This is a genomic window from Microbacterium sp. GW823-FHT02G05 (assembly GCF_058797175.1).
On sequence record NZ_JBXAJK010000001.1, the window covers coordinates 918,854 to 945,099 of the forward strand.

Sequence of the window (26,246 nt, forward strand, 5' to 3'; positions counted from 1 at the left end):
CCGACAAGTGTGGCCGGTTCAGCGGGCCGCGGCGGTGCTCTCGCGCACGGTGAGTCGCGGCAGTGGGCCGGAGAGGCTCGGCAGCGCGACGGGGGAGTCGATCTGCTCGAGCAGCAGGCGAGTGGCCGTCTCGCCGAGTTCGAACGTGTCGCGGGTGAGGCAGGTGATCGACGGATGCACGAGGTCGGCGATCACGGAGTCGTCGAACGATGCGAGGGACAGGGCGTCGGGAACCGTGATGCCCATCTCCTGTGTGACGCGGAGTCCAGCGACCGCCATCACGTCGTTGTCGTAGACGATCGCGGTCGGCCGTGCCGTGCGGCTCAGCAGGCCACGCGTGGCTTCGGCCGTGCGCTGTGACGAGAAGTCCGTGATGATCGTCTCCGCGCGCACGCCGCGCGCCTCCAGCTCGTGCAGCACACCCGCACGCAGCGTGGTGTGCTCGAACTCGGCGGGACCGGTGATGTACGCGATGTGCCGGTGTCCGAGGGCGACGAGGTAGTCGAACAGGGTGTGCGCAGCCTGCGCGTCGTCGATCCAGACGGTCGGTGCCTTGCCGTCGGGGGAGGGGTGGGAGCCGACGACGACGGCCTTGGCGCCCATCGATGCGAGCGCGGTGAGACGCGGGTCGTCTTCGCGGGGATCGATCACGATCACGCCGTCGACCTGGTGCGAGCTGTGCCAGCGACGATAGGTCGTGATCTCTTCGTCGATCGACGACACGAGTCGCAAGTGCATGCCGACCTGCGTGGCCGAGAGGCCCGACTGGATGCCGGCGATGAGGTCGGTGAAGAACGCCTCGGTGCCGAGCGTGCGGGCCGGGCGGTTGACCGCCAGCCCGATGACCCCGGCGCGGGATCCGACGAGTGCGCGGGCGGCCGAACTCGGCTGCCATTGCAGCTCCTGTGCGATCGCGAGGATGCGTTTGCGCGTGTCCTCGCTGACACCAGGACGGTCGTTCAGCGCGAACGACACAGCGCCGACGGACACCCCCGCGAGTCGGGCGATGTCCGAGATCGTCACGCGCTTGCCCGGTGTCATAGACTCACCGTACTAGATCGTTTTAGTTCCCGTGATAGTTGCTGTGAACCACCCTCGGAGATTGCCCCATGCATGACGACACCTCGCTCACCGTCGGCCGCGTCAAGCGCGTGCTTGACGAGCGCATCCGCCCCACTGTTCACTCGGCGTCCAAAGCCCTCACAGTGGAGATTCACGAGCTTGCTGGTGAGCCTATCGCGCCGAGCGAGGGCATCGCGCTCGACTACACCCCGACCGAGGTCGGAACGATGTGGGGACCGGCGTGGGGGACGACCTGGTTCAAGGTGACCGGCACCATCCCCGCGGAGTGGGCGGGGCGCCGCGTCGAGGCGCGCATCGACCTGGGCTTCGACATCAACATGACAGGATTCCAGTGCGAGGCGCTCGCCTACCGCGCCGACGGAACCCCGGTGAAGAGCCTCAACCCGCGCAACCAGTGGGTGCCCATCGCCGAGAACGCAGAGGGCGAGGAAGCGGTCGAGCTCTATCTCGAAGCCGCCTCCAACCCGGTGCTGCTCGACTACCACCCCTTCCTGCCGACGCAGGAGGGCGACATCCTGACCTCTTCGAAGGACAAGCTCTACCGCACGCGCCAGATGGACCTCGTGCTGTTCGAGTCGGATGTCTTCGAGCTCTCGCTCGACCTGGAGGTGCTCTTCGAGCTGCAGGCAGAGCTGCCCGCGACCGCGCCGCGCCGCATGCGCATCCTGCAGGCGATGGACAACGCCCTCGATGTGCTCGATCTGCAGCGCATCATCGAGACCGCCGCCGATGCCCGCGCCGAACTCGTCGAGGTGCTCTCGGCGCCGGCCGAGGCGAGCGCGCACCGCATCGCCGCGATCGGCCATGCCCACATCGACTCGGCCTGGCTGTGGCCGGTGCGTGAGACGATCCGAAAGGTCGCCCGGACCTCCTCGTCGATGACGGCACTGCTCGACGAGGAGCCGGAGTTCCAGTACGGGATGTCGAGCGCCCAGCAGTACGCCTGGCTCAAGGAGCACCGTCCCGAGGTGTTCGCGCGCGTCAAGGCCGCTGTCGCCGAGGGGCGCTTCCTGCCGCTCGGTGGCATGTGGGTCGAATCCGACACCGTCATGCCCACCGGCGAGTCACTCGTACGCCAGTTCTCGCACGGCCAGCGCTTCTTCGAGCGCGAGTTCGGCATGCGCTCGAAGGGTGTCTGGCTGCCCGACAGCTTCGGCTACTCGCCGGCTCTGCCGCAGCTCATGCGCCGCGCGGGCTTCGAGTGGTTCTTCACGCAGAAGATCTCTTGGAACCAGCAGAACGTCTTCCCACACCACACCTTCCTCTGGGAGGGCATCGACGGTTCGCAGATGTTCACGCACTTCCCGTCGATGGACACCTACAACTCGCAGCTGTCGGGCATGGAGGTCGCCAAGGCCGCCCGCCAGTTCAAGGAGAACCGTCTGTCGTCGCGCTCCATCGCACCGGTGGGCTGGGGAGACGGCGGCGGCGGCACGACCCGCGAGATGGTGGGGCGCGCTCGCCGCATGAACGACCTCGAAGGCAGCGCGCGCGTCGAGTGGCAGCATCCGGATGCCTTCTTCGACGCGGCCAAGGCAGAGCTTCCGCACCCCGCAGTGTGGGTCGGTGAGCTCTACCTCGAACTGCACCGCGGCACGCTCACGAGCCAGCACGGCACGAAGTCGCGCCACCGCTGGGCGGAGCACGCGCTCATCGAGGCCGAGCTGTGGGCCGCGACCGACGCCGTGCGCACCGGTGCCGCCTACCCGCAGGACGAGTTCGACGCGCTGTGGCAGCAGGTGCTGCTGCACGAGTTCCACGACATCCTGCCCGGCACCTCGATCGCGTGGGTGCACCGCGAAGCCGTGGCCGTGCTGGAAGACGTCATCACACGGGCGCGTGCGATCTCTGACGCCGCGCGCCAGTCGCTGGCGGGCGAGGGGGAGCGCGAGCTCGTCTTCTCGCCGGTGTCGGTCGCGGGTCCGCTCGCGCTCGGTGCGACGGCCGCTGTGGCATCCGCGGATGCTGTCACGCTGGATGCCGCCGGCGACAGCATCGTGCTGCAGAACGAGCTTGTGCGCGTGACGATCTCGGCGGAGGGGCTCATCGTCTCGGCGATCGACCTCGCGACCGGCCGGGAAGCCGTCGCGGAGGGCGCGGCAGCGAACCTCCTGCAGTTGCACCAGGACTTCCCGAACATGTGGGACGCCTGGGACATCGACAAGTACTACCGCAACCGGGTCAGCGACCTGCGCGATGTCACCGCGCTCACGTCACGCCTGGTCGACGGCGTCGCCGAGGTCGTCATCGAGCGTGCCTTCTCGGAGTCGACGATCGTGCAGACGCTGACGCTCGCCCCGGGGGAGCGCACCGTGCAGATCGTCAACACGATCGACTGGCGCGAGACCGAGAAGCTGCTCAAGCTCGCCTTCCCGCTCGACGTGCAGGCGTCGCACACGGATGCCGAGACGCAGTTCGGCTACCAGTCGCGCGTGACCCACACGAACACGAGCTGGGAGGCGGCGAAGTTCGAGACCTCGATGCACCGTTTCGTGCTCGTGCGCGAAGCGGACTTCGGTGTCGCGCTCGTGAACGACTCGATCTACGGTTACGACACCACGCGCGAGGTCGCTGATGACGCGATCACGACGAACGTGCGGCTGTCGCTGCTGCGCGCCCCGCGCTTCCCCGACCCCGACACCGATCACGGCGTGCACGTGATCACGGTGGGCATGGTCATCGGCGCGGATGTCGCCGAGGCGACGCGTGCGGGTATCGAGCTCAACGCTCCGGCCACCACGGTGCGCGGAGGCAACGACGTCGAGCCGCTCGTCGCCGTCGAGGGCGAGGGCATCATCGTCTCGGGCGTCAAGCTCGCCGACGACGGCTCCGGTGACGTGATCGTGCGCGTCTACGAGTCGCTGGGTCGTCGCACCGTCGGCTCGCTGAAGGTCGGCTTCGAGCACCGCGAGGTGCGCGAGGTCACGCTCATCGAAGACGCCCTGGAGGGCGCCCGCGTCGGCGGCGAGCTGAGGCTGCGGCCGTTCGAGGTTCGCACCGTGCGCATCACCCGCTGAGTCACAGACAAAGGGCCGCACCCCGACGGGTGCGGCCCTTTGTCGTTGGGGGGATGCTGTGCGGAACCTCAGTCCGCCGTGTTCGCTGCGGAGAGCAGACTCGGCACGGGTTGGGTGTGGTGGGGTTCGTCGAGGAGCTCTGCTTGCAGCGTCCAGAGTGCGGCTTTGAGTTCTTCGCGGATGTCGGCGTATGCCGGGTCGTGGTAGATGTTGTGCATTTCTTCGGGGTCGGTGGCCAGGTCGTACATTTCCCATTCGGGTGGGTAGGTGTGGGGGGAGGATCCGGGGAGGCCGAGGCCGTCGTTGTAGAAGTAGATGAGTTTGTGGGTGTCGGTGCGGATGCCGTAGTGGGCGAGGGCGTGGTGGTTGATGTCGTCGTTCTCGAAGTACCGGTAGTACATCGCCGCACGGGTGGGCGCGTCGGGGGTGGTGGTGAGGTGCGGCCAGATGCTGACGCCTTGCATGCGGGGGTGTGCGGGGAGGCCGGCGGCGTCGAGGATGGTCTGCGCGAAGTCGACGTTGGTGACGATCTGCTCGATCGGGGTGTCGGTGGCGGGGATGCGGGCCGGGTAGGAGATCACCAGCGGCATGCGCAGCGATTCGTCGTACATGAACCGTTTGTCGAACCAGCCGTGGTCTCCGAGGAAGAACCCCTGGTCGGAGGTGTACATCATCATGGTGTCGTCGAGCTGGTCACGCTCACGCAGCCAGTCGATGACCCGGCCGACGTTGTCGTCGACGGACGCGACGCAGGCGAGGTAGTCCTCCATGTACCGCTGGTACTTCCACAGCGCGGCCTGCTCGTAGGTGAGCCCCTCCGGGGGCATCTGCTTCAGGTCGGTGAGGGTGAGGTGGTCCGCGATCCGCATCGCCGCCCGGTGCGCGGCCGAGGAGCGTGTCGCGTAGTCGTCATCGAACGTCGCCGGCACCGGGATCGGGTCCGCATACATGCCCTTGTGCTTCTCATCCGGCTCCCACGGCCGATGCGGCGCCTTGTGATGAATCAGAATGCACCACGGCTCGTCGCCGTCCAACGACTCCAGCCAGTTCAGTGACAGGTCGGTGATCACATCCGTCGCATACCCGGGCACGATCTGCACCCCGTCTTTCGTGAGGATCTGCGGGTCGAAGTACTCGCCCTGATCCCGCAGCACCGCCCAATAGTCAAACCCTTCCGGGTCGTGCCCTGGCCCCTCACCCATATGCCACTTCCCGACAATCGCGGTGCGATACCCCGCCTGCTGCAACTGCGACACGAACGTGGGCTGCGACGCATCAATCGGCGTCTCCAACGTCGTCACCCCATTCACATGACTGTATGTCCCGGTCAGGATCGACGCCCGACTCGGGGTGCACAACGCGTTCGTGCAGAAACAGTTGTCGAGTCGCACACCCGCCGCCGCGATCTCATCAATCCGCGGTGTCGCATTCACCACCGACCCATACGCACCGATCGCATGCGACGCATGATCATCCGTCAAAACCAACACGATATTCGGGCGGCGGTTCTGGTCGTTCATCTTCCTCATTCGTTCCAGGAGGGGTGGGGCTGATGCGGGGCGGGCAGAGTGCAGTCCACCCGCCCCGCAGGACTTTCGTGTTACTTGCCGGCGCTGACGAACTGCTCGCCGAGGTAGTACGTCGACGCGTCGGTGGGCTTGTCGAGCTTCCCGGCCGAGACGAAGTACTCGTTCAGGCTCGTGAGCCAGGTGGCGACCGTGCCGTCCTCGGTCAGGGCGTCGAGCTCGGCGGCTGTCAGGTACTTCGCGTTCTTCGCGTCAGAGGCGAAGCCCGCCGCGTCGCCCTTGAGCATCTTCGCGGTGAGCTCGACGGTCTCGTCGATGTTCGCGGCGCGGAAGTCCATCGCCTCGCGGAGCACGGCGAGCACGGCCTCGGTGGCCTCCGGGTTCGCCTTCGTGAACGCGGGGTTCGCGACGAAGGCGCTCGGGAACGCGACCTCGTCGGAGAAGTCCTCGTTCTCCGCGAGGATCTCAAGGTCGGGCACCTGCGCCTCGATCGTGTTGATCAGCGGGTACCAGATGCCTGCGGCATCCACCTGCTGCGAGGAGAACGCGGCGACGACGGTGGCCGGATCCATCGCGACCTTCTCGACGTCGTTGATCGTGAGGCCGACGGACTTGAGAGCCATCGTGAGGATCATGTCGCCCGAGGTGCCCTCGGGAACGGCGATCTTCTTGCCCTTGAGGTCCTTGAGGGAGGTGATGCCGGGCTGTGCGATCACGCGGTCGGCGTTGCCGAGGCTGTTGATCGCGGCGACCTCGGCCTGACCGGATGCCGGCAGCCACATGGCGCCGGGGCCGATGTATCCGAAGTCGAGGTCGTTCGTGCCCAGAGCCTGGATCTGCAGCGGTCCGTTCGTGAAGACGGGCGTCTCCACCTCGAGTCCGTGCTTGTCCCACAGGCCTTCGGCATCCGCGATCGCGAGCAGGCTCGCACCGTTGAAGTCGGCGATGTACCCGAAGCGGATCTTCGGGAACTCGACGGCGGGAGCAGCGCTCTCGCCGTCCGCGGCGGGAGCCTGGGCGGCGGGGGCGCAGGCGGCCAGCGCGAGGGCGGCAGCAGCAGCGACGGCGACGGCGACGATGCCGCGGCGCGATTTCCTGATGTTCATGAGGTTCCTTGTGCGTTGAGCTGTCAGGCGACAGCGGGGGTGGATCGGTGTCCGGGGGTCTGGTGGTAGACGGCGCTCCACACCCGGTTGCGGAGTTCGGTGAACTCCGGGCTGAGGCGCATCTCCTCCGTGCGGGGGTAGGGCAGGTCGACGTCGATGACGTCGTAGATGCGGCCGGGGCGGGCCGCCATCACCACGACGCGGTTGGCGAGGAACACGGCCTCGTCGACGTCGTGGGTGATGAACATGACGGTGCGCTTCTCGCGGCTCCACGTGTCGAGCAGCTGCTCCTGCAGCTTCACGCGGGTGAGGGCGTCGAGCGCGCCGAAGGGTTCGTCCATGAGCAGGATGCTGGGGTCGACGGCGTAGGCGCGAGCGATCGCGCAGCGCTGCTTCATGCCTCCGGAGAGCATCTTCGGCAGGGCATCGGCGAAGTCGGAGAGCCCCACCATCTCGATGAAGTGCTCGGCCTTCGCACGGCGCTCCTTGGCACCGAGGCCGGCGGTCTTCAGGCCGAACTCGACGTTCTTGCGCACCGTGAGCCAGGGGAAGAGCGCGTACTGCTGGAAGATCACACCGCGGTCAGGGCCGGGGCCTCGCACGGCCTTGCCGTCGACGAGAGCCTCTCCGCTGGTCGGTGCGTCGAGGCCGGCGAGGATGTTCATGAGCGTCGACTTGCCGCATCCGGAGGGTCCGACGACGGTGATGAACTCGTTGTCCGCGACGTCGAGCGAGACGTCGTCGAGGGCGTAGAAGGCCTCGCCCTTCAGGTCGAAGGTCTTGGTGACGTTGCGCACCGAGATGCGCGGCTGCTGCGGGTCCAGCGTCTGGGCGGTCATCGACGTTCCTGCCATTTCGTGAGCTTCTTCTCGGCGAGCAGCAGCAGGCGGTCCATGACCAGGCCGAGCACGCCGATGACGATGAGTCCGACGAAGATCGTCGGGAGGTCGTAGTAGAGCTGTGCCTGCTGCATCCGGTATCCGAGACCGGCCTGTGCGGCGATGAGCTCGGCGGCGACCAGGGTCGCCCAGGCGGCGCCGAGGCCGACCCGCATGCCGACGAGGATGAAGGGCACGGATGCCGGCACGACGACGCGCACGAAGATCCCGGCGTCGTTCGAGCCGAGCACGCGTGCCGCGTTGATGAGCGTGCGGTCCACGTTCACGACGCCCTGGAAGGTCGAGATGACACAGGAGAAGAACGCCGCGAGGAAGATGACGAGGATCTTCGGCTCCTCGCCGATGCCGAGCAGCACGATCGCCAGCGGGATGATCGCGAGGGGCGGGATGGTGCGGAAGAACTGGATCCACGGCTCGATGAGTCCGCGCGCCCAGGCGTACCAGCCCATGAGGAAGCCGACCGGGATGGCGACAGCCGTGCCGAGCGCGAAGCCGATCAGCACGCGGGTGAGGCTGGCGACGATGTCGGAGCCGAGCGTGCCGTCGGCGGCGAGCTCACCGGCGCGGACGACGACCTCGACAGGGGTCGGAAGACGGAAGCCGCTGACGGAGAGCAGCCACCAGATGCCGATGCCGGCCGCGATGCTGATCGCGCTCAGCAGCAGCATCCGCTTCTTGCCGCTGTCTTTCTTGTCGCGACGGGCGCGCGCACGGGTCGTCGGCACAGGATTCGCGGATGTCGCGGTTTCGGGGGTGCTCCCCATGACGAGATTGTCACTCATCGAGGGCATGGCGTTCCTCCTCGGGATGGACGGGTCACTTGCGGGTGCTCCTTCGCACTAGGGTTTCGGCGCGTGCGCTCTCCCCGTGGAGTTCGCCGTAGCCGACGAGCAGGGGGGAGTTGCGCAGCAGCGCGATGATGCCGCCGATCGCACCGGCCTCGTCGCCGAGGACCGTGCGTCGGATGCGGGGTGAGAACTCACTGAACGGGACGAGCTCGTAGCCGACGGTCGCCGCGATCTGATCGATGATCACGGGGGAGATGTCGGCGACCTCGCCGCCGATCACGATCTCTGCCGGGTTCGTCGCGACGGCGAGCGAGCCGAGGACGTGCCCGACGGACTCGCCGACGGCGCGCAGGATTCCGAGAACGAGCGGGTCGCCCTTCTCTGCTGCGGCGGTGACGTCGGCCAGGGTCGTCGCGGACAGTCCGGCGTCGGCGCAGCGCTGGAGGATGCCGCCGAGGGATGCGACGGTCTCGAGGCATCCGCGCTTGCCGCAGGCGCAGTCCGCCTGTGAACCGGGGACGGTGATGTGACCGAGCTCACCGGCGAATCCGGCCGCGCCGCCGACCAGGCGTCCGCCGATCACGAGGCCACCGCCGATTCCTGCGGAGAGGCGCATGTAGAGCAGATGCTCGGTGGGGGCGCCGACATCGCCCGCAGCCTCCGCCAGTGCGGCGAGGCGTGTGTTGTTGTCGATGAGGATCGGCATCGCGAAGTGGGTTTCGAATGCGCTGCGCACGTACTCGGCGCCCGCACGTCGTGCTTCGGCGACGGGTTCGGTGTCGCGCCGCGGCAGACGGGAGGAGAACGGACCGGGGAAGCCGATCGCGACGCCCCGCAATCCGTCGAGGTGCAGGGCGGGGCTCGCGCTCATCTGTGCGATGAGGTCGAGGCTGAGGCGGACGCGCGCGGGCCAGTCCACGCCGGTGTCGTAGGCGGCGGTGTCGGAGGCGATGATCTCGTGGGCGGCGTTGGCGAACACGATCCGCACGCGGCGGTGCGAGAAGTCGACTCCGGCGTACTGTCCGGCTGCGGGATCGAGGGTGAGGATCTCGGCGGGACGTCCGCGTCCGGCGCGAGGCGCGGCATCCTGCGTGACCGAGATCACGCCGCGCTCGATGAGGTCTCCCGAGATCTCCGAGAGCGTCGTGCGAGAGAGTCCGATGTGGGTGGCGATCTCCGCGCGGGTCATCCCGCCGTGCTCGCGCAGCAGCTGAAGCACACGGCCTTCGTGTGTTCGTCTGACGAGTGCATGCACTCCAGTGGGCATTGGCATGGGTGCAACGCTAGGAACGCCGATTTTTTCCGTCAACTTACCGACATAATTCCGCCCGATATTTTCCATAACATTTTCGAAAAGACGCCCGGAAGAATTTCTGACGCTCCCGCCGTGCAGAATCGTGCGTCGTTTCGGAGGGGATCCTCGTTCCGGAGGGCTGATCTGGCAGATTCATCCTCCTTTGCGCAGATCTCCTCCGAAGCGCAGAGGCATTGAGGCAGGATCATCGCGGTGTGACGATGGAGCATGGCCTCCGTTGACGACGTCCGTGAGATCGCGCTGGCGCTCCCCACGGTCGAGGAGCGCGCCAGCGGGTTCACAGGCGAGCCGATGTGGCGCACGACGCGGGGGCTCGTCGTGTGGGTGCGGGGCCCGAACGGTTCGGATCTCCGTCAGCTTGACGAGATCGGGCAGGAATGGCCCGAGGGCGAGGTCGTCGCGGTGCGTGTGGAGAGCCTGGAAGACAAGGACGCGCTGCTCGCCGCCGAGCCGGAGTTCCTCTTCACGATCCCGCACTTCGAGGGCTACTCGGCGGTGCTGGTGCGGCTGGACCGCATCGATCGCGAGCGTCTGGCCGAGCTCATCACGGATGGGTGGCTCACGCGGATCCCCGTGCGCATGGCACGCGAGTGGCTCGCCGAGCACGGCCTCGAGTAGCAGGTGGATGCGGCGCAGCATCCGCCCTCGTCATTCGGCCTATGCCGGATCGATGCGCAGCACGCCGGGCGTCTCGCCGAGCGTGAGGTCTTCCACGGTGCGCAGCGTGCGTGCGATCTCGTCGACCGCTCCGATGACGGTGCCGAAGCGCTCCTTGTCGGCGCAGACCGCCTGCAGAGTGATGAGGTGCGTGCCGGTGTCCCACGTATAGGTGACGAAGGGCGGCGTCTTCGGCTCGGGCGGCATCGCCATCACGAGCTTCTCGCCCGCACCGAGGTAGGGATTGCGGAACTCTTCCGTGTCGTCGTACTCGATTGGCATCATCGCGCGCGCCGTGCGCAGCTGTGGAGTGAGCTCTTGCGCGGTCGCCATCGCGACGATGAGCTCGGGTTCGGCCTTCCACGTCCACACGAGAACTCGGCCGTCGGCCTTGCGCATGAGGAGGGGTGCTGCCTGGCTCATCGCCCAGGCGGCGAACCCGGATCCCGGGCGCGGGGTCGCGCCGGCAGCCTGGTTCATCTGTCCGAGCAGCATCCCGATCGCCGCCTTGCGATGACGGCGTCCCTTCCATCCGAGGGATCCGGTCACGGGGATCCAGCGGGCGGGGTCGGCATCGGCGTCAAGGCGCATGACAACCACGGTAGAGGATACGGCTGAACGGCTGCCGACCGGCTCTGCACACCTCGTCGTGGCACCCGGTCTCGCTCAGCGCGCTCAGGTAGAGTTGCCTCCGCCCGAACCTGGGCGCATTCCCTGTCCGCGGGCCAGAAAAGGCAGCATCCACGTGACCTCACCCGGCGATCATCGCTCCTCGTCCGAGCCTGCGCAGTCGACCCGACCGCTCAAGATCCTCATCGGCGCCGACACCTTCGCTCCTGACATCAATGGCGCTGCGCGGTTCGCCGAGCGCCTCGCCGCCGGTCTCGTCCAGCGCGGGCACGATGTGCACGTCGCCGCCCCCAACTCGGCGTACCGCCGGGCGGCCGCACGCACCGAGGTCATCGAGGGTGAGCCGATGACGATGCACCGCCTGCCGTCGGTGCGCTGGGCTCCGCACGACTGGCTGCGTTTCGTGTGGCCGTGGCGCGCTAAGCACTATGCGCGTGCCGTGCTCGATCGTGTTCAGCCCGACGTCGTGCACATCCAGTCGCACATCATCATCGGCCGCGGCCTCGCGCGCATCGCGCACGAGCGCGGCATCCCGGTGATCGCCACGAACCACGTGATGGCCGAGAACCTTCTCGATCACTCCGCCATGCCGCGCGCCTGGGACGCCCAGATCGTCAAGTGGGCCTGGGCGGATGCGGCGCGCACCTTCGCGCTGACGCGTGCCGTGACGACGCCGACGCGTCGTGCCGCGGACTTCCTGGAGCGCACGGTCGGCATCAGCGGCGTGATCCCGATCAGCTGCGGTATCGACCGCTCGCACTACCTGCCCGTGGTCGGCCCTCGCGAGAAGAACCGCATCATCTTCGTAGGGCGCCTCACGGCCGAGAAGCAGATCGACGTGATCCTGCATGCGATGACGAAGCTCGACTCTGCTCTCGATGTCACGTTCGACATCGTGGGCGGCGGCGACCAGCGCAAGAACCTCGAGAACCTGACGCGAGACCTCGGCCTCGCGGATCGGGTGACGTTCCACGGTCGCGTGAGTGACGAGGACCTGCGCGCGCTGTACTCGCGCGCCTCGGTGTTCGTGATCGCGTCGATCGCCGAGCTGCAGTCGATCGCGACGATGGAGGCTATGGCATCGGCACTGCCGGTCGTCGCAGCCGATGCTGTCGCGCTGCCGCACCTCGTGCACGACGGCGAGAACGGCTACCTGTTCCCCCCGGGAGACGTCGCGGTGCTCGCTGAGCGTCTCACGACGGTCCTGACGGCGGATGCTGCGGAATACGAACGGATGCAGCGCGCATCCCTCGACGGTGTGGCCGTGCACGACATCACGCGCACGCTCGACACGTTCGAGGCCCTGTACCGCGACGAACCGCTGCCGGAGTAGTCCGTGCACGTCGTCTTCTTCGGCGACCAGCACCTGGAGTCGCTGGGCGGGGCGCAGGTGTCGATGAGACTGCAGCGCACCTACCTGGAGCGTGCAGGGCACAGGGTGACGGTCGTCGCCCCGCGCATGCACGGCCCTCGCGCGGCGCTCGGTGCCGGAGACGCCGGGTACCTCGACCTGCCATCGATGCCGATCACGCTCGATCGGGAGTACTCGATGAGCTGGCCGGGGCGGCGCACGGACGTCTACCTCGACCTGGCATTCCGTGATCTGCCGCCCGTCGATCTCGTCCATGTGCAGGCCGACTTCTGGGGTGCGTTCATCGGACACCGCTTCGCCCGGCGGCACGGCATCCCGGTCGTGCACACGATGCACAATCGGGTCGAGGTCGGCATCGCTGCCGTCACGCCGCTGCACCGACAGGTGCTGTGGGTCCTCAACGCCTGGCGCCGCCGCGCGGTCGGAGGCGGTGCCGGATCCGACGGGTGGGCCTACCTTCGGGGTATCGCTGAGGGCTCGCGCGCGGTGACTGCGCCGTCGGGACACTTCGCGCGTCGGCTCGAGCAGCACGGCGTCTTCTCTCCGGTCGAGGTCGTCTGGAACGGCATCGACGACGAGATGCTCGCAGAGGTGCGCGCCGAGGTGGCGAAGGACGTGACGGATGCTGCGCCTCGGCGCCCGCGGTTCATCTGGCTCGGTCGGATGAGCCCCGAGAAGCGTCTCCTGCCGTTCCTGGAGGCGGTGGTGGCCTCCGACGTCGATGCAGATGTCGAGATCATCGGCGGTGGCGGCCAGCTACGCGCGGCCGAGCGGATCGCCGCACGTGCGACGAACACGCGCATCCGCTTCGCCGGCCGGGTCAGCTATCGCGACGTGCTTCTGCATGTCGCGCGGGCGGATGCCGTCGTGCAGACCTCGATCGGATTCGAGACGCAGGGCATGACGCCGTTCGAGGCGGCAACCCTCGGCACTCCGACGATCGTGAGCGACCCGGACATCGCGGGGGAGCTGCGTGGTGGCCTGTGGGCGGTTCCGGATGTCGGTGCGGACGAAGCCGCGCGCATTGCCGCGCTCGCGGAGACGTTGCGCGTCGCCGCTGCCGACATCCGCTCGGGCACCGCGCCGTTGCCGCATCCTGCGGTGGTCGCGGAGTTCACGCAGTCATCGCGCACCGCCGCGATGATCGAGGTGTACGAGCGCGTGCTGCGCGAGGCGCACGGCGCCTGAGCAGGTCCGCGGTCTAAGCGTGTTCGCGCTGGGGATCGGTCGGGAGGGCTCGATAGCCATCCGTGCGCAGTGCGCGCACGGTGCCGACGAGACCCCAGAGGGCTAGTGCGGTGAGTGCGATGATGAGTACCATGGCAGAAACACTACGTTCAGCGCAGAACGGCCACGAGTGGCAGGAATGCCGATGAACATAGGAAATCCGCCAATCGTGTGAGGTTCCTGATGAAGACCGTCGCCTGCATCATCCAGCCGCACTTCTCGCCGTTCGAGTTCGGCATCGCGTGCGAAGTGTTCGGCCTCGATCGTTCCGACGACGGCATCCCGAAGTTGGACTTCCGTGTGGTGACCGCAGAACCCGGTGTCGTGCCGTCGAAGATGGGCTTCTCGGTCAACGTCGAGCACGATCTGTCCTTTGCGCACGAGGCCGATGTCGTGGTCGTGTGTCCTTTCCCTCGGGAGATGTGGGACACGGTCGACGAGCGAGTGCTCGACGCGATCCGCGCGGCCGACGAGCGCGGCGCCTGGATCGTCAGTGAGTGCAGTGGGGTGTTCGCCCTCGCCGCCGCGGGCGTGCTCGACGGCCGCCGTGCGACGACGCACTGGATGTACGCCGGGGAGCTTGCGCGCCGATACCCGCAGATCGACGTCAACCCGGATGTTCTGTTCGTGCACCACGACCGCATCATCACGAGCGCCGGAACCGCGGCGGGCATCGATGCGTGCCTGTCACTCCTGCGCATCGAGCTCGGTGCCGAGACGACGAATCGCATCGCCCGCCGCATGGTCGTCCCTCCGCAGCGCGACGGCGGGCAGGCGCAGTTCATCGACCGTCCGATTCCATACGACGCGGACGCGTCCCTGGCGCCGATCGCCACCTGGGCGGTGGGGAATCTGCGCGATGACCTGTCGGTCGAACGCCTCGCCGCGCACGCGCACATGTCGCCGCGCACCTTCGCTCGTCGCTTCAAAGCGGAGTATGGGGCGACGCCGGCAGCCTGGCTCACCCGGCAGCGTCTGATCCAGGCGCAGCGGATGCTGGAGCGCACGGACCTCTCCATCGAGCAGATCGCCGATGAGTGCGGCTTCGGTTCCGCCGCCGTGCTGCGTCAGAACTTCACGCGCGTGCTCGATACGACGCCCACGGCGTACCGTGCGCGGTTCTCATGCGCGGATGCTGCGGAGATGTCGGTCGCATAGCGCGCATGCTCGATTGCGAGGGCGTGCGCGCATGATCCGGGCTATTAGCGGCGGATGACCATGGGCGTGCCTGTCACCGGGTCGGGCACGACGAGCGCGTCCAGCCCGAAGACGTCGCGGATGCGGTCTGCGGTGAGGAGCTCCTGCGGTGAACCGGTGCCGGCCACCTGGCCGTCCTGCATGAGGATCAGGTCGCTGGCGTAGCGTGCGGCCTGGTTGAGGTCGTGCAGCACCGCGACGATCGTCTTGCCCTCGTCGTTGAGGGTGCGCAGCAGATCGAGAAGCTCATATTGGTGCGAGATGTCGAGGAAAGTTGTCGGTTCGTCGAGCAGCAGGACGGGCGTCTGCTGGGCGAGGAGCAGTGCGACCCACACGCGCTGCCGCTGACCGCCGGAGAGCTCGTCGACGCGCCGCTGCGCGAGATCGCTCGTGCGCGTCGCCTCGAGGGCGCGACGCGTCGCCTCGTCATCCTCTGCGCTCCAGCGGCGCAGTGGCGTGTGATGCGGGTGCCGTCCGCGGGAGACGAGGTCGACGACGCGCATCCCCTCCGGTGCGATCGCATCCTGCGGGAGTAGCCCGAGCTGACGGGCCAGCTCTTTCGACCCGTAGTCGGCGATCGCGCGGCCGTCGAAGCGCACCTCGCCGGAGGCGGGATGCAGCACGCGGGCGAGTGCGCGCAGCACGGTGGATTTGCCCGAGGCGTTGGGGCCGAGGATGACCGTGAATGACCCCCGCCGCACTTCGATGCTCACGCCGTTCACGACTGTGCGGGTGTGGTCGTAGGTGACGGTCAGCTCGTGCGCTTCGAGGGCGGGCGTCGTCGGGTTCACGGGGTTCCTGATGGTGGTTCGGGTGAGAAGGCGGGGCTCCTCATCGTTGCATGAGGAGCCCCGTCGCGCTCAGGAGAGCTGATCTTCGATGTCGTCGAGGATCAGGTTGGCGCCGATGACGCCGATGCCGACCATCCAGGTGTCGTCGTCGACGCCGAAGGCGTTGCCGGATGCGACGCCGGGGAGGCCGCCCCACAGGGTCGAGATCGTGGCGTAGCTGGTCGCAGACGGGTCGCCGCCGGGCGTCGTGTAGAACACGATGTCGCCGTCGATCTGCTCATAGAGCTCAGGGCTGAGCTCCATCATGGAGTACTCGTTCCAGTCGCGCTCACCCAGGTCGAAGCCCATGTCGGCGAGGATCGAGCCCGAGAACGTGCCCGGACCGTAGAGGCGGAAGTTGTCGGTGCGGAAGCGGACGATCGACGCCGTCTTACCGGTGGCCTTCACGGCCTCGCCGACCTCGGCGGCCCGCTCGGACACCTGTGCGAGGAGGCCATCCATCTCGGCGGACTGGTCGACCGCGGCGGCCGTCAGCTCTGCCTGCTCGGTCCAGTTGGTGCCGGAGTCCTTCGCGAAGACCGTCGGTGCGATCGCGTTGAGCTCGTCGTAGATGGCCTCGTGGCGCACCTTCGAGCCGATGATCAGATCAGGGGCCAGGTTGGCGATCGCGTCGATATCGGGCTCGGCGATGTTGCCGACGGTCTCAGTGCCGTCGAGCTCATCGGCGAGGTAGGCGGGGAAGCCCTGACCTGCACGCACCTCGGGAGCGCCGACAGGCGTGATGCCCAGGGCGACCAGCGCGTCGAGAGCGGGGGAGTCGAGCACGACGATGCGCTCGGGAACGGCGTCGAACTCGACCTCGCCCATTGCATCGGTCACGGTGTACGAGGTGCTGGCCGCAGCGGGCTCGGCCTCGGACGGGGCGGGAGCGCTGCTGCATCCCGTCGCGACGAGCGCGAGGGCGATGACGGATGAGGCAGCGGCGAGAAAGGAGCGGGTGCGCGAAGATCTGTTCACAGTCACATGATCTTAGACAGTTTGGGTAGGCTAACCAAACGTGTCTACCCGACAAGCTCCTCCACCGATCCTCGCGGATTCCGCGCAGCGCATCGGGCGCGGTGCGCTGCCCTTCGTCATCGCCGGCGTCGCGCTGGTCGCTGCTGTCATCCTGAGCCTCGCCATCGGGGCCCGCGCTGTGGCGATCGATGAGGTGGCTCTCTCACTGCTGGGAATCGGCGATGAGAACGTCGTCGGAATCGTGGGCACACTCCGTGTAAACCGCACGATCAACGGGCTCATCTGCGGTGTGGCGCTGGGCCTCGCCGGAGTCCTGATGCAGGCGCTGACGCGCAACCCGATCGCGGACCCCGGGATGCTCGGCGTCAACGCCGGTGCCGCTTTCGGCGTCGTCGTCGGGCTCAGTGCCTTCGCGACGCTCGGTGCGGGAGGAACCATCTGGTTCGCACTCGGCGGCGCCGCGCTCGCGGCCGGAGTCATCTTCGCCTTCTCGACGAGCCGGGTCGTGGCGGGCTCGCCTGTGCGACTCACCCTGGCCGGCGTCGCGTTCTCCGCCGTGCTGGCCGGGGCATCGCAGGCCATCGTGCTGTCGAACGAGACCGTGCTCGACAGCTTCCGGTTCTGGCGTGTGGGCTCGCTCACGGCGCGCCCCGTCGAGGACGCGCTGCCGCTGATCGGATTCGTCGTCGCCGGGACGATCCTGGCGCTCCTGCTTGCATCATCGCTGAACATGATGGCGCTCGGTGACGACAGCGCCATCGCGCTCGGAGTTCGCCCCGGAGCTGTACGCCTGCTCGTACTCCTCGCGGTCACTCTGCTCTGCGGAACCGCGACCGCGCTCGCCGGTCCGATCTCCTTCGTCGGACTGCTCGTCCCGCATCTGCTGCGCCGCGTCGTCGGGCCGGACCTGCGCATCATCCTTCCGCTCGCGCTGCTCGCATCGCCCGTGCTGCTGCTCGTCGCCGACGTCTGCGGCCGCGTGATCGGCAACGGAGCCGAGGTGCAGGTCGGTGTCGTGACCGCCCTCATCGGAGGTCCGCTGCTCATCGCGATCGTCAGCGGCCGTCGCCGGAGAGCCCTCTCATGACCACCACGGAGCGACCGATCGTCGCGCCTCGGCACGTCCTGGGCGATGAGCAGCGCGTACTCCGCACCCGCCGCGGCTGGTCGATGCGCTATCACCGCCGCACGGCGATCGTCGTCGGTGTGCTCGCGCTCGCGCTGGTGCTGCTCCTGGTCGCCGCCCTGATGCTCGGCGACTACGTCGTGAGCCCGGCCGCCCTGATCGACACGCTGCGAGGGCAGGCGCCGGATCGGCGGACGGAGTTCTTCGTCCTCGGGCGGCGGCTGCCGCGAGCACTCGTCGCGATGACAGTGGGCGCGTGCCTCGCCGTCGCGGGTGCGATCTTCCAGGGACTGACCCGCAACCCGCTTGCGAGTCCCGACGTCGTCGGCGTGAGCAGCGGAGCCGCGGTCGGCGCGGTCCTGGTCATGCTGGTGTTCGAGGGCTCTGTCGATCAGGCCGCGATCGGAGCAGCGGTCGGAGCGATCGTCGTCGCCGCTGTGATCGTCCTGTTGACCTGGCGATCCGGGTTGCACGGGGTGCAGCTCATCCTCACCGGCATCGCGCTCTCGGTCATCGCGATGGCGATCGTCGACTACGTGCTGTCACAGGTCTTCGTGGCCAGCGCGACCACGGCGCAGACCTGGCTGGTTGGTTCGCTGCAGGGCCGCAGCTGGTCGGATCTTCTTCCGGCGCTCATCGCGCTCGCTCTGATCACTCCGCTTCTCATCTGGAAGTCGGCGGATGCCCGGGTCATGGCTCTGGGTGACGGCATCGCGATCGGGCTGGGTGTACGCACGACGCGCGCTCGCTGGCTGCTCCTGGTCGCCGCGACGCTCCTCGTCGCCGTCGCCGTCGCGACCGCGGGGCCGATCTCCTTCGTCGCTCTCGTCGCGCCGCACATCGCGCGCAGTCTGACGAAGACGCCGAGCTTCGCAGCATCCGCCCTCGTCGGAGCGATGCTGCTTCTCGTCAGCGACCTCATCGCGCTGTATGCCTTCCCCGCGCCGCTGCCGGCAGGGGCCGTGACGATCACCGCCGGAGGAGCCTTCTTCCTCTGGCTGCTGTGGAGAGAGGGAAGAGCCCGTGCCTGACAAGACCGAGGTGCGAGAGCGCGAGGAGCGTGCACCGCAGCGTCCGCAGCGCGAGATGAGCCGAATCTTCCGGGCTGAGGTCACGGCCGTGATGGATCTGACCCCGCACCTGCGGCGGCTCACGATCCACGCTCCCGAGCTGGCTGATTATGAGACGGTCGGCCCGGACGAGTATCTGGGTCTCATCCTGCCGCGCACCGAGGCCGATCCGCTCGTGCTTCCGGATGCCTCGAACCCTGCAGCGATCCGCGCGGCGGTCGCCGAGCTTCCCGAGGACGTGCGTCCGGATCTGCGCTGGTACACGGTCCGGGAGCACCGACCGGAGGCATCCGAGCTCGACATCGACTTCGTCGTGCATGGCGACGAGGGACCAGGGTCGCGATTCGCGCTGCGTGCCCGCCCGGGAAGCGTGCTCGGCGTACGCGAGTGCAGCGCGCTCTACGCATTGCCCGACGGCGCGCGCAGCCGCGTCATCATCGGAGACGAGTCGTCGCTCCCCGCGATCGCACGCATTCTGGAGACGACACTCGACGAACCGGAGCCGTTCGTCTTCATCGAGACCGCCGATCCCCGCGACCGCATGGAACTGGCCGCGCAGGTCCGGTGGGTCGATCGCGTCGGCGAGCCCGGCGTTGCCCTGGAGGCAGCCGTGCGGGAGAGCGCCCTGCCTGAGGAGGTCGACTACGCCTGGGTGTGCGGAGAGCGCGTCGGCGTGCAGAACATCCGGCGCCATCTGGTCGCCGATCGCGGTGTGGCGAAGAGCCGGATCACCTTCTCGGGCTACTGGCGTCTCGGTGAGGTGCGCGCCTAGCCCCAGTGACCCGGACGGGTCAGCTCCCGATCGTGCACGGTGACGCCGGTCGGCGAGACCTCGGCGACGGCGTAGAGCAGGGAGAGCGTCGGATAGCCGTGCGGACGGTTGTCGCGGATGATCGCACGGTCGTCTTCGGGATCCAGGCGAGCGGATTCGCCGAGCAGCGACACCCAGGGGCGCCACCACTCCTCATCCGTCGTCGACGCGTCCGCGCGTTCGGCGAACTCCGGAAGCCAGCGCGCGATCCGGGGCGTCTCCGGGTCGTCGAGGTCATCGTGCGCGATCATGTGCACACCCGCGTCAATCGGCGTCTCGCGCAGGTCGGCGCCATCCCACGACAGGACCCGAGCGCCATCCGCCCACACCTCCAGCAGGTTGAACCCGTGCATCCGCTGGGGCCCCTCGGGTGAACGCCCCGCCACGGACTCGAGTGCGAGCGATCCGCGGGAGATCGTCTCGGTGTCGGCGAGCTCCAGGACATCCGCGCGGTTCAGCAGCACCGCAAGCCGACCGGAGTTCCGGTCGGCGGCCAGCCACGCGCCCCCGGCTCGTCGGTCGCGCACGCCGATGACGCCGGGATAGGTCTCGGGCCACCATTCGCCGATGGGGTCCCACGCGCGGTGCGGGTCTTCATCCCGCACCGCCAGCAGACGGGAGGAGCCATCATGAGCGACATCGATCATCACTGTGCACACGTTTTCGAGTCTAGGCACCGTACCGGCGCCCGTCCCCGTCCCCGCGAATCGAGTGGTCGGTCTCTGATCTGTGACAGTCTGGGGTGCTATGCACGATGGGGTCGATGAACAGCTCGCGATACTCGCTGACGAGATCGGGGCGCCGTTGGTGCTGCTGGACGCCGAGTACTCGGTCGTCGCGTTCACCCCGCACAGCGTCGACGCCGACCCCTCGCGTGCGGGTGTGATCCTGCGCGGCTCGCCCCGCGAGTCGGTGCGGCAGGGCTTGGATGCTGCGGGCGTGCGCGAGGCGCGCGGACCGGTGCAGACCCCCGCGGTGCCGGGCGTTCCGCTGCGGATCCTGCTCCCTTTGCGTGTCGATGACGTGCTGATGGGCTTCGTGAGCTGGCTCGACGAGAACGATGACGCACAGGTGCGTTGCGCCGAGGGCAGTCCCCGTGTGCGAGCGATGGCCCAGCTGCTGCACGCGCGCGCGAGTGCCGATGATCGCTCGGAGCTGGTGCGTCGTCTGATCGCCGGGCAGGTCTCGGTCAGCGAACTGCAGGACGCGGGCCTGACGGCGGATACGCCCTCTCGGGCGATCTCCGTGCGCGCCGACGGCACGGTTCCCGCAGTCGCGGAGCTGCTGCTTCCCGGTGCGCTCGCTGCGCAGGTCGGCGGGGTGCTGGCGTTCATCGTCGCCGATGAACTTCCCCTCGATGCTCTGCGCGAGCGCCCGGGTATCGCTGTGGGTGTGGGCCCGGCGCTCCCTCTGGCGGACGCGGCGACATCATGGCGGCAGGCGGTGCTGGCGTCGCGGATCGCGTCCCGCGGTGACACCGAGCACGGCAGCTTCGTGCGCTGGGATGACCTGGGCGTCGAGCGTCTGCTTGCGCGCATCCCGCTGGAGCTCGTGCGGCACGAGGATCTGCCGAGGAGCGTGCGGATGCTGCTCGCTGACAGTCGGGGGCTCGACCTTGCTGACACGCTTCTCGCGTTTCTCGATCGCGGGGGCGACGCGGCGGCCGTGGCCGCCTCACGCGGGATCGCGCGCAGCACGGTCTATCACCGGCTGGAGCGCGCGAGTGCGGTGTCGGGTGTCCGGCTCGACGACGGTTCGGCACGCCTGGATCTGCATGCCGGTCTGCGCATCGCGCAGTTCGCGGGCCTGCTCGACTGAGAACTCGACGCTCACGCGTCGACGGCGCGGAGCACGTCGTCCATGGTCTTCGCGGGGCCGCTGATGGCGCGGTGCCCGTCTTCGATGTCCCACAGCGTGTTCTGCAGCAGGCGGGCGAGCGTCCAGGCGGCCGCACGATCACGGTCGAGCGAGAGCATCTCGGTGAGGATGTCGAAGCGCCGCCGCACGATGCGCGGCGCGTCGGCGACGCGGTCATCCGTGCTCCACCCGCTGTCGAGGGCAGGCCAGAGATCGAACCCGGCATCGCCGACGAGGGGCTCCGGATCGATCGCCAGCCAGGGCTCGCGGTCGGCGGCGAGGACGTTGCCGTAGTGCAGGTCCCAGTGCAGGAAGCGTGCGCCGGGCTCCCTCGCTACCTCGGCGACCCTGCGTACCCAGCGATCGATCCGAGACTGATCGTCGCTGTCGAGATGACGCATCGCCGGAGGCACGCCCTCGATCATCTCCGCGAGGATCGCCCCGAGGGTGGGGAGACCATCGGGGGCAGGCACGCCGTGCAGCCGCGTCAGGAGGCCACCGATGACGCGGATCGCCGCGTCATCGTCTTCGACGGATTCAAGACTGCGATCGCCGTGCAGGCGCTCGAGCAGCATTGCACCCCGCTCGGTGTCGCTGTCGAGGAGTCGAACCACTCCACGGCCGTCCCACCGGTCGAGGCCGAGAACGGCTGCCCGAGTCTCCGGGCTCGGAGCCTGCAGCTTCAGTGCGGCCTGCGTCCCGTCGGAGCGGCGGACGGGCACGAGGACCCCCGCCTCACCCGAACGGATCGTTCCGTCCGGTCGAAGATCCCACCGCCGCGCGAGATCGTGGGCGATCGACGGCAGCGCGCTCGCCCAGGTGCGGCGCGCGTCATCCCCGTCCTCGAACCTGCGGAGGCTCTCCGCAGGAATGACGATCTGCTGCTCTTCGCCCATGCTCAACAGTTCACCACGGCCCGCGAGGCCTCGGCCGAGTGAGACGCGAATCCGATCAGGTGCGGTCGGATTGCGACACTGTGTCGGATGCAAGCCCGAGGATGTCGGACTGGAGTCCGATGAGTGGTCTCCCTCCTCGTTCGTAGGCTGACGGCACGACGGTGAGCCCGTCGCATCCGTTCACCGACGAAAGGCTGATCATGGGCTCCGATACCGGGATCTTCCCCCTCACGATCGACCAGACCCGCTGCGAGGCCTATGGCTTCTGCACCGAGGCGGCACCCGGGCTGCTCGAACTCGACGATGAGGGTTACTTGCACGCTCTTGCGCACCCGGTGACAGCCCAGGCGATCACTGACGCGGAGGCTGCTGTGCGCGTCTGCCCGGTCGCGGCGCTGCGGCTCGAAGCTGAGCGCGTCGGAGGGTGAGCATGAAGCACATCGTCATCGTGGGATCCGGAATCGCGGCCGTGACCGCCGCCAACGCTCTGCGCCGTGCCGGTCATGTGGGGCGGATCACCGTGATCGGTGCCGAGCCGCACCTTCCTTACTCGCGTCCGCCGCTCTCGAAGGGCGTGCTCAAGAAGACAGAGACGCTCGATTCCGTCACGCTCCCTCCGCTGCCCGCCGATGTCGAGCTGCGCACGAGAACGGCCGCCGTCGCTCTCGATCGCGAAGCGCGGACCGTCCACCTCGCCGATGGACAGTCCCTCGCCTACGACGGCCTCGTGATCGCCACGGGAGCGCGGGCGCGCACACTGCGCGCGGATGGCGTCGGGGAGACCGTGCTTCGCAGCATCGGCGACGCGCTCGCACTCGAAGCCCGCTGGGCACATGCCCGCTCCGTCCTCGTGATCGGCGGTGGATTTCTCGGCATGGAGATCGCCTCCACCGCGCGGCATCTCGGTCTCGACGTCACCGTCGTCGATCTGGTTCCCCCGCTCGTCCGGCAGTTCGGCGCCTACCTGGCGCAGCGGATGACGGCGGTCGCCGAAGCATCCGGAGTCTCCCTCGTGGTCGCCCCCGAGGGCATTGAGCTCATTGGCGACGACGTCGTGCAGGGGGTGCGCACCGTCGGTGGGGCGGAGCTGCGCGTCGACGTCGTCGTCAGTGCTGTCGGCGACCTGCCGAACGTCGAATGGCTCGCATCGGCGGGGCTCGCGGATCCGCGGGGTCTCCTCGTCGACAGCCGTTGCAGAATCGCCTCCGACATCGTTGCGATCGGCGACGTCGCGCGCACGGGAGAACGTCGCACCCCGCACTGGGGAGCCGCGATCGATCAGGCGCGCGTCGCGGCGGCGGCCCTGCTCCACGGCGACGAGGCGCCGGAGTACGTTCCCGCGCCGTATTTCTGGACGGAGCAGTGGGGACTCGACCTCAAGATCTGCGGGGAGATTCCGACCGACGTCGAGCCGGAGATCATCGCCGGGTCCTGGGACGAGAACTCACTCCTGCTGCAATACCGCGTCGATGGGGTGCCGGTCGCCGCCGCATCCGTGAACCGACGCTTCCCCATCACGAAGCTGCGCGCACTCGCGCAGCCCGCTCTCGTCGCTTCCTGACGCTCGAAGGAGAAGCCATGCGCGCTGCGCTTCTGGAAGAACCCGGACGGGTCGTCGTCGCCGACGTGCCCGAACCCGTCATTGTCGACCCGCGCGACGTCATCGTCGACATCCGCTTCGCCGGGGTCTGCGGCTCGGATCTGTGGCCGTACCGCGGTCTCGTGGCGAAGACGCCCGGCTCGACGAGCGGGCACGAGTTCCTCGGGGTCGTGCGCGAACTCGGTGCGGAGGTCGCTGGGCTTGCCGTAGGCGACGCGGTGATCGCGCCCTTCCTGTTCTCGGACGGCGACTGCGAGGCGTGCGGCCGCGGTCACACCTCGCTCTGTGCGCGGGGCGGGATGTGGGGGAAGGATGCCGGTGGCGGGCAGGCCGAGCGGATCCGCGTGCCCTTCGGTGACGCGACCCTCGTGCGACTCCCGTGGGCTGCCGACGAGCTCGACGGAGCTCTGGCGCGGGCGCTCATGCCCGTGACGGATGTCTTCGCGACCGGCACGCACGGCGCGATTCTCGCCGAGATCGCGGACGGCGATGCCGTCGTCGTGATCGGCGACGGTGCGGTCGGCATCTCTGCGGGCATCGCCGCACGCCGCCAGGGTGCCGGCAGAGTGCTCGTCGTCGGTGAGAATCCGGCGCGGCTTGCCGTGGCATCCGACTACGGGCTTGACGTTCTTCTCACGCATCGGGGAGATGACGCCGCGGGCAGTGTGCTCGCATCGACCGGGGGTCGTCGCCCCGATCGTGTGATCGAGTGCGTTGGCGTCGATGCGTCTTTCGACACAGGGCTGGATCTTGTGCGCGACGGCGGACGGATGAGCTTTGTCGGTGTGCCGCACGGTGTGGCACCGATCGCGCCGATGCGGGTGTTCGCCCGCCAGGTGTCGCTCGTCGGCGGAGTGGCGCCTGCGCGGCACTACCTGCCGGGGCTCGTCGAAGAGGTGCGGTCCGGGGCGCTCGACCTCGCACCCCTTGTCGAGGCCGAGTACGCGCTCAGCGACGTGGCAGACGCGTACGCGGCGATGGACAGCAGGGAGGCCCTCAAGGTCATCCTCGACGTGAGCAGATGAAAGAGCAGACCATGATCCAACCGACACTCGACATCGACCTCTTCACGGACGAGACCCTCGCTGAGCCTTTCGAGGGATACCGGCGGATCCGCGATGCAGGACCGGCCGTGTTCCTGGAACGCTACGGCGTCTGGGCCATTGGGCGATACGAGCCGCTGCGTGCGGCACTCGCCGACTGGGAGACCTTCTCCTCGGCGCAGGGGATCGGTCTGAGCCAGGCGTCGAACCGCACGACCAAGGGGCTCATCATCGCGACCGATCCGCCTGAGCATGACCGGCTGCGCGGGGTGCTGGCGGACAAGCTGTCACCGCGGGCGCTGCGCGGGATGGGCGGATGGATCCGCGAACAGGCCGAAGCGCACGTCGAACGCGTGCTGGCGCAGGGCGAGTTCGACGCCGTGACCGACCTCGCCGCACCCTTCCCTGTGCAGATCGTGCTCGACCTCGTGGGGCTTCCGCAGGAGATGCGGCCCAAGGTGCTGGGGTGGGCCGAGGCCGCATTCAACGCGGGCGGACCGCCGGTGCCGCGCACATTCGAGGCACAGCCGCTGCTGGAGGAGCAGTTCGCGATGCTCGCCGAGATCGACTCCGATGCGCTCGCCGAGGGCAGCTTCGGTCGGGCGATCTACGATGCCGCGGCGGAGGGCAAGATCGATCGTGACTCCTGCGTGCCTCTCATGTCGGCCTACGTCACGGCGGGGCTCGACACGACGATCAATGCGGTGAGCGCAGCGATCCAGCTCTTTGCGGAGCATCCGGAGCAGTGGGATGCGATCCGTGCCGACCAGTCACTGATGGGCGGAGCATTCAACGAGATCGTGCGGCACCAGTCGCCGGTGTCGTGGTTCAGTCGGGTCACGACGCGGGATGCGGATGTCGACGGGGTCGTCATCCCCGCCTGCTCGCGCGTCATGATGATGTACGCCTCGGGCAACCGTGACGAGCGCAAGTGGGACGATCCGGAGCGGTTTGATGTGCACCGCAACCCCGTCGACCATCTCGCGTTCGGATACGCCGTGCACGGCTGTGCGGGACAAGGGCTTGCTCGGCTGGAGGCCATCTCCCTGCTGCAGGCGCTGAGCACGCGGGCCGCGCGCTTCGAGATCGGCACCCCGATGCCGCGGCTGAACAACCGCATCCGTGGCCTCGCCTCGTTGCCGACGGTGGCCCATCGCGCCTAATAGACGTTGAAGGAGCGATGTTCACCCTGATCTCGACGATTCCAGGGCGAACATC

The 26,246-nt window shown here is 68.2% G+C and carries 24 protein-coding genes; 13 read left to right on the forward strand and 11 right to left on the reverse strand.

The genetic code is table 11. The features are described from left to right. Positions 1 to 18: 18 nt before the first annotated feature. Entirely contained in the window at positions 19 to 1,041 is a 1,023-nt protein-coding gene (locus tag AC1REM_RS04320) for a LacI family DNA-binding transcriptional regulator (protein ID WP_492513494.1), read from the reverse strand. A gap of 68 nt (positions 1,042 to 1,109) precedes the next feature. Between AC1REM_RS04320 and AC1REM_RS04325 the strand changes: the two genes are divergently transcribed. Beyond that, the gene (locus AC1REM_RS04325; protein ID WP_492513495.1) at positions 1,110 to 4,100 is read left to right on the forward strand and encodes an alpha-mannosidase; all 2,991 of its coding nucleotides are present in this window, start codon (positions 1,110 to 1,112) and stop codon (positions 4,098 to 4,100) included. Between the two features lie 68 nt (positions 4,101 to 4,168). On the opposite strand, the gene AC1REM_RS04330 is transcribed toward AC1REM_RS04325, so the two are convergent. The 5 genes from AC1REM_RS04330 to AC1REM_RS04350 all read right to left on the reverse strand — a co-directional run bounded on the left by AC1REM_RS04330 (position 4,169) and on the right by AC1REM_RS04350 (position 9,692). Then, a complete protein-coding gene (locus AC1REM_RS04330) occupies positions 4,169 to 5,629 on the reverse strand; it encodes a sulfatase family protein (protein WP_492513496.1) in 1,461 nt (486 codons plus the stop codon). Between the two features lie 71 nt (positions 5,630 to 5,700). Further along, positions 5,701 to 6,732 (reverse strand): aliphatic sulfonate ABC transporter substrate-binding protein, encoded by a 1,032-nt coding sequence (locus AC1REM_RS04335; protein WP_492513497.1) that lies wholly within the window; start codon positions 6,730 to 6,732, stop codon positions 5,701 to 5,703. A 23-nt stretch (positions 6,733 to 6,755) separates the two neighbouring features. Further along, positions 6,756 to 7,571 carry an ABC transporter ATP-binding protein gene (locus AC1REM_RS04340; protein WP_492513498.1) on the reverse strand — a complete coding sequence of 272 codons (816 nt, stop codon included), beginning with the start codon at positions 7,569 to 7,571 and terminating at the stop codon, positions 6,756 to 6,758. Then, complete coding sequence (locus tag AC1REM_RS04345; protein WP_492513499.1) at positions 7,568 to 8,422, reverse strand: ABC transporter permease; 855 nt, start codon at positions 8,420 to 8,422, stop codon at positions 7,568 to 7,570. Before AC1REM_RS04345 ends, AC1REM_RS04340 begins: the two co-directional genes overlap by 4 nt. A 25-nt stretch (positions 8,423 to 8,447) precedes the next feature. Then, positions 8,448 to 9,692, reverse strand: coding sequence for an ROK family transcriptional regulator (locus AC1REM_RS04350; RefSeq protein WP_492513500.1), 1,245 nt, complete (start codon positions 9,690 to 9,692; stop codon positions 8,448 to 8,450). Between the two features lie 249 nt (positions 9,693 to 9,941). Between AC1REM_RS04350 and AC1REM_RS04355 the strand changes: the two genes are divergently transcribed. Continuing rightward, a complete protein-coding gene (locus tag AC1REM_RS04355; RefSeq protein ID WP_492513501.1) occupies positions 9,942 to 10,352 on the forward strand; it encodes an MmcQ/YjbR family DNA-binding protein in 411 nt (136 codons plus the stop codon). A 39-nt stretch (positions 10,353 to 10,391) separates the two neighbouring features. Here the strand turns inward: AC1REM_RS04355 and AC1REM_RS04360 are convergent, their stop codons facing one another. Continuing rightward, on the reverse strand, positions 10,392 to 10,982 hold the full coding sequence (locus AC1REM_RS04360) for a hypothetical protein (protein ID WP_492513502.1): 591 nt from the start codon (positions 10,980 to 10,982) through the stop codon (positions 10,392 to 10,394). 148 nt (positions 10,983 to 11,130) lie between these two features. Between AC1REM_RS04360 and AC1REM_RS04365 the strand changes: the two genes are divergently transcribed. The 3 genes from AC1REM_RS04365 (at position 11,131) to AC1REM_RS04375 (ending at position 14,778) form a co-directional block, all read left to right on the forward strand. Beyond that, the gene (locus tag AC1REM_RS04365; RefSeq protein ID WP_492514468.1) at positions 11,131 to 12,354 is read left to right on the forward strand and encodes a glycosyltransferase; all 1,224 of its coding nucleotides are present in this window, start codon (positions 11,131 to 11,133) and stop codon (positions 12,352 to 12,354) included. Positions 12,355 to 12,357: 3 nt separating this feature from the next. Next, positions 12,358 to 13,581, forward strand: coding sequence for a glycosyltransferase family 4 protein (locus AC1REM_RS04370; RefSeq protein ID WP_492513503.1), 1,224 nt, complete (start codon positions 12,358 to 12,360; stop codon positions 13,579 to 13,581). 222 nt (positions 13,582 to 13,803) lie between these two features. After that, complete coding sequence (locus AC1REM_RS04375) at positions 13,804 to 14,778, forward strand: GlxA family transcriptional regulator (RefSeq protein ID WP_492513504.1); 975 nt, start codon at positions 13,804 to 13,806, stop codon at positions 14,776 to 14,778. A gap of 44 nt (positions 14,779 to 14,822) precedes the next feature. Here the strand turns inward: AC1REM_RS04375 and AC1REM_RS04380 are convergent, their stop codons facing one another. After that, entirely contained in the window at positions 14,823 to 15,608 is a 786-nt protein-coding gene (locus tag AC1REM_RS04380) for an ABC transporter ATP-binding protein (RefSeq protein WP_492513505.1), read from the reverse strand. Between the two features lie 69 nt (positions 15,609 to 15,677). Further along, a complete protein-coding gene (locus tag AC1REM_RS04385) occupies positions 15,678 to 16,625 on the reverse strand; it encodes an ABC transporter substrate-binding protein (protein ID WP_492513506.1) in 948 nt (315 codons plus the stop codon). A gap of 40 nt (positions 16,626 to 16,665) precedes the next feature. On the opposite strand from AC1REM_RS04385, the gene AC1REM_RS04390 reads away from it, so the two are divergent. The 3 genes from AC1REM_RS04390 to AC1REM_RS04400 are packed head-to-tail and all read left to right on the forward strand — an operon-like array spanning position 16,666 to position 19,593. After that, the gene (locus AC1REM_RS04390) at positions 16,666 to 17,712 is read left to right on the forward strand and encodes a FecCD family ABC transporter permease (RefSeq protein WP_492513507.1); all 1,047 of its coding nucleotides are present in this window, start codon (positions 16,666 to 16,668) and stop codon (positions 17,710 to 17,712) included. After that, positions 17,709 to 18,782 (forward strand): FecCD family ABC transporter permease, encoded by a 1,074-nt coding sequence (locus AC1REM_RS04395; RefSeq protein ID WP_492513508.1) that lies wholly within the window; start codon positions 17,709 to 17,711, stop codon positions 18,780 to 18,782. Before AC1REM_RS04390 ends, AC1REM_RS04395 begins: the two co-directional genes overlap by 4 nt. Further along, positions 18,775 to 19,593 carry a siderophore-interacting protein gene (locus tag AC1REM_RS04400; RefSeq protein ID WP_492513509.1) on the forward strand — a complete coding sequence of 273 codons (819 nt, stop codon included), beginning with the start codon at positions 18,775 to 18,777 and terminating at the stop codon, positions 19,591 to 19,593. Before AC1REM_RS04395 ends, AC1REM_RS04400 begins: the two co-directional genes overlap by 8 nt. Here the strand turns inward: AC1REM_RS04400 and AC1REM_RS04405 are convergent. After that, complete coding sequence (locus AC1REM_RS04405) at positions 19,590 to 20,291, reverse strand: NRDE family protein (RefSeq protein ID WP_492513510.1); 702 nt, start codon at positions 20,289 to 20,291, stop codon at positions 19,590 to 19,592. The two genes, AC1REM_RS04400 and AC1REM_RS04405, sit on opposite strands and share 4 nt — an antisense overlap. An 88-nt stretch (positions 20,292 to 20,379) precedes the next feature. On the opposite strand from AC1REM_RS04405, the gene AC1REM_RS04410 reads away from it, so the two are divergent. Continuing rightward, positions 20,380 to 21,450, forward strand: coding sequence for a PucR family transcriptional regulator (locus tag AC1REM_RS04410; RefSeq protein WP_492513511.1), 1,071 nt, complete (start codon positions 20,380 to 20,382; stop codon positions 21,448 to 21,450). A gap of 11 nt (positions 21,451 to 21,461) precedes the next feature. On the opposite strand, the gene AC1REM_RS04415 is transcribed toward AC1REM_RS04410, so the two are convergent. Continuing rightward, positions 21,462 to 22,385 (reverse strand): aminoglycoside phosphotransferase family protein, encoded by a 924-nt coding sequence (locus tag AC1REM_RS04415; protein WP_492513512.1) that lies wholly within the window; start codon positions 22,383 to 22,385, stop codon positions 21,462 to 21,464. A gap of 200 nt (positions 22,386 to 22,585) precedes the next feature. Here AC1REM_RS04415 and AC1REM_RS04420 point away from each other — a divergent pair, with 200 nt between their 5' ends. Genes AC1REM_RS04420 through AC1REM_RS04435 form a run of 4 tightly spaced genes read left to right on the forward strand, consistent with a single transcriptional unit; the run spans position 22,586 to position 26,191 of the window. Further along, on the forward strand, positions 22,586 to 22,813 hold the full coding sequence (locus AC1REM_RS04420) for a ferredoxin (RefSeq protein WP_492513513.1): 228 nt from the start codon (positions 22,586 to 22,588) through the stop codon (positions 22,811 to 22,813). 2 nt (positions 22,814 to 22,815) lie between these two features. Beyond that, positions 22,816 to 23,946 (forward strand): NAD(P)/FAD-dependent oxidoreductase, encoded by a 1,131-nt coding sequence (locus AC1REM_RS04425; protein ID WP_492513514.1) that lies wholly within the window; start codon positions 22,816 to 22,818, stop codon positions 23,944 to 23,946. Between the two features lie 17 nt (positions 23,947 to 23,963). After that, positions 23,964 to 25,010 (forward strand): zinc-binding dehydrogenase, encoded by a 1,047-nt coding sequence (locus AC1REM_RS04430; protein WP_492513515.1) that lies wholly within the window; start codon positions 23,964 to 23,966, stop codon positions 25,008 to 25,010. A gap of 11 nt (positions 25,011 to 25,021) precedes the next feature. Further along, the gene (locus AC1REM_RS04435; protein WP_492513516.1) at positions 25,022 to 26,191 is read left to right on the forward strand and encodes a cytochrome P450; all 1,170 of its coding nucleotides are present in this window, start codon (positions 25,022 to 25,024) and stop codon (positions 26,189 to 26,191) included. Positions 26,192 to 26,246 lie beyond the last annotated feature (55 nt).

Bases quoted from the DNA above. Each gene is read 5' to 3' on its own strand.
- AC1REM_RS04320 (WP_492513494.1), bottom strand. From the start codon at position 1,041: ATGACACCGGGCAAGCGCGTGACGATCTCGGACATCGCCCGACTCGCG.
- AC1REM_RS04325 (WP_492513495.1), top strand. From the start codon at position 1,110: ATGCATGACGACACCTCGCTCACCGTCGGCCGCGTCAAGCGCGTGCTT.
- AC1REM_RS04330 (WP_492513496.1), bottom strand. From the start codon at position 5,629: ATGAGGAAGATGAACGACCAGAACCGCCGCCCGAATATCGTGTTGGTT.
- AC1REM_RS04335 (WP_492513497.1), bottom strand. From the start codon at position 6,732: ATGAACATCAGGAAATCGCGCCGCGGCATCGTCGCCGTCGCCGTCGCT.
- AC1REM_RS04340 (WP_492513498.1), bottom strand. From the start codon at position 7,571: ATGACCGCCCAGACGCTGGACCCGCAGCAGCCGCGCATCTCGGTGCGC.
- AC1REM_RS04345 (WP_492513499.1), bottom strand. From the start codon at position 8,422: ATGCCCTCGATGAGTGACAATCTCGTCATGGGGAGCACCCCCGAAACC.
- AC1REM_RS04350 (WP_492513500.1), bottom strand. From the start codon at position 9,692: ATGCCAATGCCCACTGGAGTGCATGCACTCGTCAGACGAACACACGAA.
- AC1REM_RS04355 (WP_492513501.1), top strand. From the start codon at position 9,942: ATGGCCTCCGTTGACGACGTCCGTGAGATCGCGCTGGCGCTCCCCACG.
- AC1REM_RS04360 (WP_492513502.1), bottom strand. From the start codon at position 10,982: ATGCGCCTTGACGCCGATGCCGACCCCGCCCGCTGGATCCCCGTGACC.
- AC1REM_RS04375 (WP_492513504.1), top strand. From the start codon at position 13,804: ATGAAGACCGTCGCCTGCATCATCCAGCCGCACTTCTCGCCGTTCGAG.
- AC1REM_RS04395 (WP_492513508.1), top strand. From the start codon at position 17,709: ATGACCACCACGGAGCGACCGATCGTCGCGCCTCGGCACGTCCTGGGC.
- AC1REM_RS04410 (WP_492513511.1), top strand. From the start codon at position 20,380: ATGCACGATGGGGTCGATGAACAGCTCGCGATACTCGCTGACGAGATC.
- AC1REM_RS04415 (WP_492513512.1), bottom strand. From the start codon at position 22,385: ATGGGCGAAGAGCAGCAGATCGTCATTCCTGCGGAGAGCCTCCGCAGG.
- AC1REM_RS04420 (WP_492513513.1), top strand. From the start codon at position 22,586: ATGGGCTCCGATACCGGGATCTTCCCCCTCACGATCGACCAGACCCGC.
- AC1REM_RS04425 (WP_492513514.1), top strand. From the start codon at position 22,816: ATGAAGCACATCGTCATCGTGGGATCCGGAATCGCGGCCGTGACCGCC.
- AC1REM_RS04430 (WP_492513515.1), top strand. From the start codon at position 23,964: ATGCGCGCTGCGCTTCTGGAAGAACCCGGACGGGTCGTCGTCGCCGAC.
- AC1REM_RS04435 (WP_492513516.1), top strand. From the start codon at position 25,022: ATGATCCAACCGACACTCGACATCGACCTCTTCACGGACGAGACCCTC.